10 protein-coding genes and 1 pseudogene are annotated in these 11,367 nt (G+C 39.5%); 8 read left to right on the top strand and 3 right to left on the bottom strand.

Translation table 11 applies throughout. The features are described from left to right. Window positions 1-195: 195 nt before the first annotated feature. On the bottom strand, window positions 196-1,428 hold the full coding sequence (locus V7077_RS26220) for a cytochrome P450 (RefSeq protein WP_335507438.1): 1,233 nt from the start codon (window positions 1,426-1,428) through the stop codon (window positions 196-198). 252 nt (window positions 1,429-1,680) lie between these two features. On the opposite strand from V7077_RS26220, the gene V7077_RS26215 reads away from it, so the two are divergent. From V7077_RS26215 to V7077_RS26200, 4 genes are all read left to right on the top strand, one after another. Then, entirely contained in the window at window positions 1,681-2,229 is a 549-nt protein-coding gene (locus V7077_RS26215) for a PadR family transcriptional regulator (RefSeq protein WP_335507436.1), read from the top strand. Window positions 2,230-2,445: 216 nt separating this feature from the next. Next, window positions 2,446-2,943: a MarR family winged helix-turn-helix transcriptional regulator gene (locus tag V7077_RS26210; RefSeq protein WP_335507434.1), complete on the top strand. Its 498-nt coding sequence runs from the start codon at window positions 2,446-2,448 to the stop codon at window positions 2,941-2,943. Window positions 2,944-2,968: 25 nt separating this feature from the next. After that, a complete protein-coding gene (locus tag V7077_RS26205; protein ID WP_335507432.1) occupies window positions 2,969-4,729 on the top strand; it encodes an ABC transporter ATP-binding protein in 1,761 nt (586 codons plus the stop codon). Then, the gene (locus V7077_RS26200; RefSeq protein ID WP_335507431.1) at window positions 4,722-6,569 is read left to right on the top strand and encodes an ABC transporter ATP-binding protein; all 1,848 of its coding nucleotides are present in this window, start codon (window positions 4,722-4,724) and stop codon (window positions 6,567-6,569) included. The genes V7077_RS26205 and V7077_RS26200 overlap by 8 nt, the downstream gene beginning before the upstream one ends. A gap of 240 nt (window positions 6,570-6,809) precedes the next feature. Here V7077_RS26200 and V7077_RS26195 read toward each other — a convergent pair whose 3' ends face one another. Continuing rightward, entirely contained in the window at window positions 6,810-7,043 is a 234-nt protein-coding gene (locus V7077_RS26195; protein ID WP_335507429.1) for a hypothetical protein, read from the bottom strand. Between the two features lie 22 nt (window positions 7,044-7,065). Continuing rightward, window positions 7,066-8,472: a PLP-dependent aminotransferase family protein gene (locus tag V7077_RS26190; RefSeq protein ID WP_335507427.1), complete on the bottom strand. Its 1,407-nt coding sequence runs from the start codon at window positions 8,470-8,472 to the stop codon at window positions 7,066-7,068. A 105-nt stretch (window positions 8,473-8,577) separates the two neighbouring features. Here V7077_RS26190 and pdxS point away from each other — a divergent pair, with 105 nt between their 5' ends. From pdxS to V7077_RS26170, 4 genes and pseudogenes are all read left to right on the top strand, one after another. Then, window positions 8,578-9,462, top strand: a complete 885-nt coding sequence (gene pdxS / locus V7077_RS26185; protein WP_160723223.1) for a pyridoxal 5'-phosphate synthase lyase subunit PdxS — start codon at window positions 8,578-8,580, stop codon at window positions 9,460-9,462. 1 nt (window position 9,463) lies between these two features. Further along, a complete protein-coding gene (pdxT, locus tag V7077_RS26180) occupies window positions 9,464-10,039 on the top strand; it encodes a pyridoxal 5'-phosphate synthase glutaminase subunit PdxT (RefSeq protein ID WP_335507423.1) in 576 nt (191 codons plus the stop codon). A gap of 248 nt (window positions 10,040-10,287) precedes the next feature. Then, window positions 10,288-10,836: a DUF4240 domain-containing protein gene (locus V7077_RS26175; protein ID WP_335507420.1), complete on the top strand. Its 549-nt coding sequence runs from the start codon at window positions 10,288-10,290 to the stop codon at window positions 10,834-10,836. A gap of 292 nt (window positions 10,837-11,128) precedes the next feature. Continuing rightward, window positions 11,129-11,367: pseudogene (locus tag V7077_RS26170) on the top strand (hypothetical protein); the annotation flags it as partial.

The raw sequence follows: 11,367 nt of genomic DNA, 5'->3' as shown, positions 1-11,367 counted from the left end.
TTAGAACCTTTCTATTCGAAAAAATCATCGAATCTCATAGTAAAACTGTCCAATAGGGTCTCTCTAAAAGACAATGTTAAGAAATCCTAAAGAGATTTGTCCATTAGGCTTCCTAAAGGGGAACATCCAATAGAACAAGAAAGCAAACAAAAAAAGGAACAACCCGAGTAATTAGGTGTTCCCAAACCCAAATCTTTACTTATAAACCTTCATCGGTAGATTAGTTAAAGACTGCCCTGTAGCTGAAGCAGTTAAATTCTCTTCTAAATTGAACCCTTCTACAGGTTCAATCCGAGCAAACTTCAGTAAGAATGCCTCTAAAGCAATTTTCATCTCTAAGCGTGCAAGTGGTGCACCTAAACAGATATGTGGACCATTTCCGAAGGTCAAATGCCTTTTATTATTGGAACGATGAATATTTAATGAAAATGGGTCTTCAAACATATCTTCATCCATATTACAAGCACTCATCCACGCAATGACTACATCCCCTTTTTTCATGTCAATGCCTAATAAATTATTGTCTTGTTTAACAGTACGATCTCTCCTTGACATTTGAAAACGATAGCGGAGCATTTCCTCGACTGCGTTTGGGACCAATTCTATATGTTCTCTTAGTTCTTCGTATAATGCCTGGTTATCATACAGCAAGGAATAGAAAGAATTGGCAATCGCATGACTTGTGGTTTCAACCCCGGCACCTAAAAGCAGCATGGTAGTCTGAACAATCTGCTCATCCGTAAACCTTTCACCATCTACCTCGGCACGGATTAAATCGGAAATAATATCATCAGCAAGGTTCGAACGTTTTTGGACGACAATCGGATAAAGGTATTGGAAATATTCTTTTGCAGCCTGTTGCTTTGCCAGTTCAATATCCTCCAGCCTTTCCTTGTCATAAGGTTGGAAAAGAATATCAACCCATCTTTTGAATTGATGCTGATCTTGTACCGGTACCCCAAATAAATCGGTTATGACCATACTTGGCAGCGGTGCAGCCAAGGCTTCGACAATATTAACAGTCGAGTTTTCTTGTATGGTATCCACAAGTTCAGTCGCAATCTGTTGAATACGCGGTTCCCAGTTCTTTAAACTTCGCGGAGTGAATGCCGATGCTAACAAGGAGCGTGCTTTCCGATGCTGAGGCGGGTCTATAAGAGTAATATTCATAATAGGTGAAGTTTCTTTTTGTTTGTCTTTAGCTCCAACAAAGATTGTCGTTCTAGGACCTACACTTGAAAAATATTCATAGTTACTTAACACCTGTTTAACATGTTCATACTTAAACACATTCCATGTATTTGTTTTTTCATGATAGTAAACAGGGTGATTGTGAAGCATTTCTTTGTACCAATTAATAGGAAAAAACTCTTCAGAACGTGATTGGAAATTTGTGATTTCATTCATGGGAATGACTTCTTGACTCATAATTTTCTTCCTCCTTTAAAAAATGAATCTTACTTATTTAAATTACTCTAATCAGAGTAGTTTTTGTAGAGTAAATGGTACTAAAAGGTTTATTTTTAATCTTCTGAAAAAGCTAGATAAATGGGCTTTATTGCACTTGTATTATAAAAAGGATTAATTGGTAAGTGTGAAGACGAGGCGGTATGGTGGATAATGGCTCTTATGATAAGATTAAAAAAGGGTTAAGAACTAATTTAGAAAGGAGAATCCTTTATGTCTCTTTCGCTATTTATACTCGGGAGTTTGGCTAATGAAAATAGCAACCCCTATCAATTAAAGAAAGCATTGCTAGATGTCATTCCTATAAAAATAAGTGAAGGAAAATTTTACTATAATTTTGAAGCGCTGCAAAAAAAGGGACTCATTGAACCAGTCGAAACCATTCAAATAGTTAACCGTCCCAACAAAACACTGTACGGTATTACACGTGAGGGAAGTCGTTTCCTTGAGCAAGAGATTTATAACAGCTTTAAGAAAGTCTCAAAGATAGAAGATCTATACATATCCATCTACCTGTTAAAATTCATTGATCCAGCCAGAGCAGCTTTTTTTCTTGAGGAAACGATCAAAAAAGAAAAGAACCAATGGGATAAATTTAAACGGGCTAAAGATAAAGAGGAATTCAAAGACCGAATGGAATCACTTGATGAAAAACAACAGCGGGCAGTTCAATTTATTAGTGAACACGCCTTTAGCCAATCAGAACATAATATTTATTGGATGGAAATGCTCTTAACTTTCTTAAAGCAGTTTGAAGAATGAAGTTTTAGAAAAGCATGCGATAAAAAAATAAACTTAAGAAAGATGGCTCTGGTTTATGGAGTCATCCTTTTTCATTTTTTAAAAGGAAAATAAATAGATCAACTTTTTATGTGCAGGAACCCATTGACAGATGTAGTATGTCAGCATAATATATATCGTATGGGATATATCGTATAAGATATATCGGACGGGATGTTATTTGAAAGGAGAGTAAACATGAAGGATAGTGCTGAATTTATCCGTGAATCAATTGAATTTTTACATCGTTATTTGGTAAAAAGCATACAGAAATTTGCTGAAGGACATGGTTTCACCGTTCCTCAAATGAGGGTTATGGGAGAAGTGTTAGTCAATGAGTCCATCACCATCAAACAATTGACTCAAAACCTAAGAATGACGCAAAGCACAGTTTCGGATATTGTGGAACGACTTACTGCAAAAGGGATATTATTAAAAACCCCCAACCCAAACGACAAACGGTCTGTCAACATCTCCGTTACTAATGAAACATTGAATGCAATAAAAGAGATCTCATCAGAACCAGTAAATAAGGCAGTAAGAGATGCATTAAGCTTTTTAACACCTAACGAGCAGGAAACTGTTGAAAAAGGAATGCGGTTGTTCATCACGGCTGTAAAAGAAAAAATGGAAAAGGATGGAATGGGCGACATGGAGTCATTCGATATTTTATTGTTCCCAAGAGATGATTTATAAACAAGACCCGGGGAGGGATTCATTCATGCTGAAAATCTTTAAATATTTTCAAAAGTTAGATTGGCTGTTGGTTTTGTGCAGCTTGGTTTCCATCGTGACACAAGTATGGCTTGATTTAAAGATTCCTGATTATATGACGGAAATTACCAAGCTTGTGCAGACAGACGGAAGCAAGATCAGCGACGTTCTTACCCAAGGCAGCTATATGCTGTTATGTGCTATTGGTAGTATGCTGGCGTCGATGGTAACTGTATTTTTGGCAGCGAGAGTGGCAGCCGGTTTTTCAGTCCGTTTGCGAGGCATGGTGTTTGATAAGACATTGTCTTTCTCAATGGAGGAAATCAGTCGTTTTTCCACTGCCAGCCTAATTACGCGTTCCACAAATGACATCATGCAAGTCCAGATGTTAATTATTATGGGATTGCAGATTGTAATTCGTGCTCCGATTATGGCTGTGTGGGCTATTTTGAAAATAACAGGGAAGGCTTGGGAATGGACTGCTGCGACAGGTATTGCGGTTGCCTTCCTATGTGTGTTGATTGCCATCGTAGTCTTGGTGGTATTACCAAAGTTCAGGGTTATTCAATCCTTAACGGACCAATTAAACCGTGTTACACGGGAGAATTTATCGGGCATTCGTGTGGTCCGTGCCTACAATGCGGAAGGGTATCAGGAAGAAAAATTTGAACAGGCAAATGATGTATTGACCAAGACAAATTTATTCACAGGTCGGACGATGGCAATCTTGTTCCCGGTAATCGGGCTCATGATGTCTGGGATGAACCTTGCCATCTATTGGATTGGGGCCGTCTTAATTAACAATGCCCCGATGATGGATCGATTATCCCGATTTTCCGACATGGTCGTCTTCTCCTCTTACGCCATGCAAATTATCATGTCCTTTATGATGCTATCGATGGTATTTATCATGATGCCGCGTGCAGCCGTATCGGCAAAAAGGATTAATGAGGTCCTGGATACTGAGGTCAAAATTGGCGATGGAATTGCGAAGGATACAGAAAACGGCACATTCTCTGGAGAAATTGAATTCCGCAATGTTAGCTTTAAATATCCTGACGCAGAGGATTATGTTTTAAAAAATGTAAGTTTCAAAGCTCACCAGGGAGAAACAGTAGCCATCATCGGCTCTACGGGCAGTGGAAAAAGCACGCTCCTAAACTTGATTCCACGGTTCATGGATACTTCTGAAGGAGAAGTGCTAATTGACGGTGTTGATGTGAAGAAATACTCCCTGGAAGCCTTAAGAAATAAGCTGGGATATGTATCCCAAAAAGCGATCATGTTCAGCGGCAGCGTTGGTTCGAATGTGGCGTTCGGTGAAGAAGAGAATAAACCAGTCCATGCAATTGAGAGAGCGGTTGAAATTGCGCAAGGGAAAGAGTTTGTGGAAAAGATGGAAGGACAATATGAGGCTGAAATTGCCCAAGGCGGAACCAATATTTCCGGCGGGCAGAAACAGAGATTATCCATTGCCCGTGCCATCTATAAAAACCCTGAAATCTATCTGTTCGATGATTCGTTTTCGGCCTTAGATTATAAGACCGACCGAATCCTGCGTTCAGGTCTTAAAAAAGAGATTAAAGATGCAACCTCCATCATTGTTGCCCAGCGGATTGGGACCATTATTGATGCGGACCGTATTATTGTCCTTGATCAGGGCGAGGTGACAGGCATCGGTACACACAAGGAGCTTATGAGAACATGTAACGTTTATCAAGAAATTGCTTACTCGCAATTGTCAAAGGAGGAGCTTGAAGTTGGCTGAAACAGAGTTTGCTAATCATGGTCGCCAGGAAGCAGAAAATTCCAAAGGGCCTCGCCCAAAAGGACGCCGAAGAGGCTTCCAAAAGGGGCAAGGCACTAACATTTCGAAAAGCTTTAAACAATTATTCACTTATTCTCGTGCGTATGTACCGGCGATTATTGTGGCCCTGATCCTTTCAATGGCGGGCTCCATCTTTAATATCGTTGGTCCTCATATGCTTGGAGATATAACCGATACAATCACCGAAGGTATGATGACAAAAATTGATCTGGATTCCGTTGTCCACGTGGCTACTATTCTTGTCATTTTTTATGCATTAATGTTCGTGTTTCAATATGTCCAAGGTTTTATCATGGCGACAGCCACACAGCGGATTTCAAAGTCTTTAAGAAATGATCTATCAAAAAAAATGAATCGATTGCCGTTAAAATACTTTGACTCAACAAGTACTGGTGATGTTCTTAGCCGTGTGACTAATGATGTGGATATAGTTGGTCAAACGCTGAACCAGAGTATAAGCGGATTGACTTCAGCCATCACGTTATTCATGGGTTCGTTGGTTATGATGTTCTGGACGAATTGGATCATGGCGATTGCTGCTGTATTATCCACATTCATTGGTTTTGCGTTAATGTCTTTTTTGATTTCCAAGTCACAGGTCTTCTTTGGACATCAGCAAAAACAGCTTGGCAAATTGAACGGGTATATTGAAGAGACCTATTCAGGACACAATGTGGTGAAAGCTTATAATGGAGAAAAGATGGCCAAGGCAACTTTTCAGGAGATCAACACTGGGTTGTATGACAGCGCCTGGAAATCGCAATTCCTATCCGGTCTGATGATGCCATTTATGATGTTTGTCGGAAACCTTGGCTATGTCGTGGTTTGTATTGTAGGAGCGGCCCTTGCAGTCAATGGCAATATCTCATTCGGAGTCATTGTTTCCTTTATGTTGTACATTCGTCTTTTCACTCAGCCACTCACTCAGATTGCTCAAGGAGCCACACAGCTGCAGTCAACAGCCGCGGCCAGTGGGCGTGTCTTTGAATTTCTGAATGAAAAAGAACTTGCAGATGAAAGTGAAAAGAAAGATACTCTCAAAACGGTTACCGGAGATGTAGAATTCAGAAATGTCCGCTTTGGCTATAACGAAAAAAAACCAGTCATCAAAAACTTCTCGGTAAACGTTAAGGCAGGGCAAAAAGTGGCGATTGTTGGCCCTACCGGAGCGGGCAAAACAACCCTGGTCAATCTGTTGATGCGTTTCTATGAAGTAAATGACGGGGAAATCTTGATTGATGGTGTGCCAATTAGCCAGCTTACCAGAGAAAATCTTCATGATTTGTTCTGTATGGTCCTTCAGGATACATGGTTATTTGAAGGCACGATCCGTGAAAATATTCTTTATTCCAGCAAGGGAGTTAGTGAGGAAGAGCTGGAGTCAGCCTGCAAAGCAGTCGGGCTGCATCACTTTTTTAAAACCTTGCCTAGTGGATACGATACAATTCTTGATGATAAAGCAAGTTTGTCCGCAGGCCAGAAACAGCTGATTACCATTGCACGTGCGATGGTGAAAACGGCGCCATTGCTTATATTAGATGAGGCCACAAGTTCGGTCGATACACGAACTGAAATGCTCATCCAACAAGCTATGGATAAATTGACAGTTGGAAAGACATCATTTGTCATAGCCCACAGGCTATCGACCATTAAAAATGCTGACATGATTCTCGTCATGAAGGATGGCGACATTATTGAGACAGGAACCCATGAAGAACTGTTGAAGCAAAATGGGTTCTATGCAGAGTTGTATAACAGTCAATTTGAAGAAGCATCATAATCATAAAAAGAGGACAAATCTTAACTCAATCATAAAGCCGAATCTCTCTCCGAAGTTCTGGAATGAGATTCGGCTTATTATTTTTATACTATTTATCTTTCCAGAGTTACTTTTTCCTTTTTCCTTGAGAATAAATTAGCCATTGCTTCTTGAAGAGCCTCAATGCCAGTACAAAGAATGGAAGCAGTATAAAGGAAAGTACCACCAACCCAGTAATAACAGCTATAGCCAATTCAGCTATTAGAAGTATTCCGGAAGGCATGAGTGTTTCGAATGTTCCTCCAAGAATAACAACGGCTGCATTATGACATAACCAATTTGTTTGGAAGCCAAGACAATTGCGTCTTCAGTAGACATACCTGGGTATTCCTTCATACGCATCATCAAGGAAATCCTGTAATCTACTCCCAAGGCTACAATTACAATAAATGAGAAGAACGGTCCAAAGGACGAACTCCCTAAAAGTCCCTTCAAATTTAGAACTATTAATTTTCCATCACCTTAATGATTTAGAAATTCCCCAACACTTCATTAATTGGTGAACCCCTTCTTCAATATGGTCCAATGGAATCCCGCCAAAGCCCAAAAGAAATGTTGGGAATTTCAATTCGATTGGACTTAACAGATAATCACTTACTGGATAAATGGCAATCGTGTTTTTCTCCGCTATCGCTTTTAACTCACCTTCACTTTTTGTCAAGGGGACAGAAATTAGAATGTGCATTCCGGCTTTGTCACCGGTGATGGAAACAAGCGGATAAAACGTTTCAAATACCTCGGTTAATTTTTCATGTTTTTTTCGATAAATTTTCCGCATCCGGTTTAAGTGTTTAGAAAAATAGCCATCTTTCATAAAGTCAGCTAAAAGATGTTGATCAAATCTCGGTACGGTTGCGGAATAAAAATTGAATGACTGTTTGTACTTTGTCAACAATGGTAATGGCAGCACAAAATAAGCAACACGCAGTGAAGGCATTAACGATTTGGTAAACGTGCTGAGATAAATAACTTTATTATTTTGGTCCATACCTTGTAAAGCGGGAATGGGTTTTCCTTTATAGCGAAACTCACTATCATAATCATCTTCAATAATATAGCGATTTTCATCTTTTGCCGCCCAGTTTAATAGCTGCGTTCTTCTTGTTGCTGAAAGAACCGCACCCGTAGGGAATTGGTGGGAAGGTGTAATATAAACAATATTGGCATTTGTCCTTTCAAGCTCATCCACCATTAAGCCATCATCATCAACCGGAATGGGCAGGGCTTTATTTTCCAATTGGATTCTTGGGATGGCTGAATAGCCGGGATTTTCAAGGGCAAATTTTGAATCATCTCCCAGTAATCGTAGAATCATAGGCAGCAGTTGTTCCGTTCCTGAGCCGATGACAATCTGTTCAGGCTTACAGGCAATCCCTCTAGATTGATAAAGATAATTGGAAATTTCCGCTCTTAATGCGAATTCTCCTTGCGGGTCCCCAATTTGCAACAACTCTTTTGAACTTTGATCATACAAGTTTTTGGCATATTTTCGCCATATTGAAAACGGGAATGAATCGGTATCAATTTTCCCTGGATGAAAGTCAAATTGATAGGTTTTATTCGTTGCCATTTCAATTGGCATGGTTAACGGTTCTTTTTCAAGATAAGGTAATTCATCGATCTCTTCTACAAAAAAACCAATCCGGGGTTTCGAACCAACAAAACCTTCAGCCATCAACTGCGCATAGGCAATTTCAATGGTAGTTTGGCTGATATTTAAAAAGTCAGCCAATTTTTTTTTGGAAGGTAATTTGGTGCCGACTTCAATTTGTTTATCGATAATGGCATCTTTGATTCCGATATAAAGCTGTTCATACAATGGTTTGGCTGTATTTTTATCCAATTTAAACATCAGCATGTCCATCTGCAATTCCTCCAACTGACCACATAAATTTTTTAAAAATTGAACCTTTTCACAAAGTCAATTTCTATTATACTAGTAATTATTAAAGGAATGGAGGGTTTTTTAATGAAACAGGTTGGAACTGATAGAGTAAAACGCGGCATGGCGGAAATGCAAAAAGGCGGAGTGATTATGGACGTCATTAATGCCGAGCAGGCAAAAATAGCAGAGGCTGCAGGTGCAGTTGCTGTTATGGCTTTAGAACGGGTACCATCCGATATTCGAAAAGCTGGTGGTGTAGCTCGTATGGCAGATCCTCGGATTGTAGAGGAAGTATTGAACGCTGTAACCATTCCAGTAATGGCAAAAGCACGTATTGGTCATATTGTCGAAGCACGTGTTTTAGAATCAATGGGCGTTGATTACATAGATGAAAGTGAAGTATTAACACCTGCTGATGAGGAATTCCATTTATTAAAAAGCGACTACACCGTACCTTTTGTATGTGGATGCCGCGATTTAGGGGAAGCTGCTCGTCGTATTGGAGAAGGAGCTTCCATGTTACGTACGAAAGGTGAACCGGGAACAGGAAATATTGTCGAAGCTGTTCGCCATATTCGTAAAGTTAATTCACAGGTAAGACGCGTTGTTGGTATGAGCGCAGATGAATTAATGACAGAAGCAAAGATTTTAGGTGCACCATTTGAATTATTATTAGAAATTAAAAAATTAGGGCGCTTACCAGTTGTAAATTTTGCTGCGGGTGGGGTGGCAACACCTGCAGATGCCGCTTTAATGATGGAACTTGGAGCAGATGGTGTATTTGTTGGATCAGGTATTTTCAAATCTGATAACCCAGAAAAATTCGCACGTGCAATTGTAGAAGCAACGACGCACTATCAGGACTATAAACTCATTGCTGAAATTTCAAAAGAGCTGGGGACACCGATGAAAGGTATTGATATTGCAACGCTAAATGCAAGTGAACGTATGCAGGAACGTGGTTGGTAATATGCTGAAAATTGGGATACTTGCATTACAAGGTGCAGTCAGAGAGCATATAAGACAAATTGAAGAGCTTGGCTGTAGAGCCATTTCAGTCAAATCGGCTGATGATCTTAAAGAATTGAATGGTCTTGTACTGCCTGGCGGAGAAAGTACAACCATGCGGAAACTGCTGGACCGATACGAGTTGCTTGAACCCATTCGTGCTTTAGCCGATGCGGGAATTCCGATGTTTGGAACATGTGCTGGTCTGATTTTAATGGCAAAAGAAATCGTCGGCTCTGACACGCCGCATCTGGGATTAATGGATGTCGTGGTTGAACGGAATTCTTTTGGGCGCCAGGTTGATAGTTTTGAAGTAGAGCTATCCACTCGAAAAATAGGGGATGACATTCCTGCTGTTTTTATCCGGGCCCCGCATATCGTAGCAGCAGGTGAAAATGTTGAAATTCTCGCAAAACATGAAGATCGTATTGTTCTAGCCCGCGAAGGTCAATTTTTAGGTTGTTCCTTTCATCCAGAACTAACAGAAGATACCCGAATCATGAAATATTTTATTGAAATGGTACGAGAGCACTTTTAAAGGTGTATGTCACGCCCTGCATTTTAAATAACATGTTAGATAAAAGTGGATTACGTTATAGTAAGTCGTTTGAAATTGTGGTTGTAAAATAATTGTTTATTTAGCCTTCAAATTACAACATTTGGAGGCTTTTTGTTATGCATAAAAAAATAAATGTTTTTGAACGATCCATGAGATAACTTGAAGAAGGAAGCAGTAGATTTATGTCGAATTTTATATATAAATTCTTTATGAAAAGGGTGGATGTAATGGAACAGAAAGAATTTTGGAGCTTAATAGAAAAGTCCAGAGAAACTGATGATCAAGCGGAATGGTTAACCGATGTACTAGTTCAAAAAGGATTAGAAGAGGCTTTAGATTTTGAATTTTTATTACAACAATTAATGAACGCCAGTTATAAATCTCGTTTATGGGGAGCAGCATTTGTTTTAATGGGAGGCTGTTCTGACGATGCCTTTGATTATTTCCGGGGATGGCTAATTGGACAGGGAGAAGAGATATTTAATAAGGTTATGAAAGATCCTGAATTCTTAGCAGCATACATAAGTGAAGATAACCTTGATGATGAAGGATATCCGCAAAATGAAGAATTGCTCTCGGTGGGATTAGATGCATATACCCTGATAAAGACGGGTGATATTGAATGGGATGACAATATATATGATGAGCTATTAGAAGCTCTTGACAAAAAGGGATTACTGCCTACACCTGACATTGAATTTGATTGGGAGGAAGATGATTTAGAAGAGTTATTTCCTGTTTTATGGGGAAAATTTGGAGAAGAACCACTAGGGTAATAGAAGAAAACTATAGAATATGTGAAAAAGCAATAAGCTAAACGATTTTTCTACATCTGGCCTCCTTTAACATTACTCGGACTATCATTACAAAGGAAGTACTCGTTCCTAAAATTCTTATACGTTAAATTATAACATTGAAGATCAAGATATGATCGATTCATATTCATGATTGAGTTGCGACTGCAGCTCTTTTTTTGATCCAAAAAAACATTTTTTTAATGGAACAAGTTGATAGGTCTATATCTATTGAATATGATGATGTGAAAATAAATTGCAGGGAGAGTATTTTATGTATCCTAGTTCTTTTCATCAGTACTATAACGTTCCGTATAGTCAAGATGTCTATCTAACAACAACTCCATACCAAGCAGATTTCTATTCGAATTTTGATTCAAGACAATTTGGCGGGTTTCAACCGCCGTCTGCTCCACCGCCAGGTCATCATCCACCGACTGCACCACCATCGGGCCATCATGATCTAGAAGCTGGACCACCAACATCTCCACCGCCATCAGCTCTTCCTCAACA

The organism is Neobacillus vireti, from assembly GCF_036962465.1.
Lineage (GTDB): Bacteria > Bacillota > Bacilli > Bacillales > Cytobacillaceae > Neobacillus > Neobacillus vireti_B.
The sequence above is the reverse complement of the archived record's forward strand: the minus strand, read 5'-3'. Positions and strand labels throughout refer to the sequence as shown.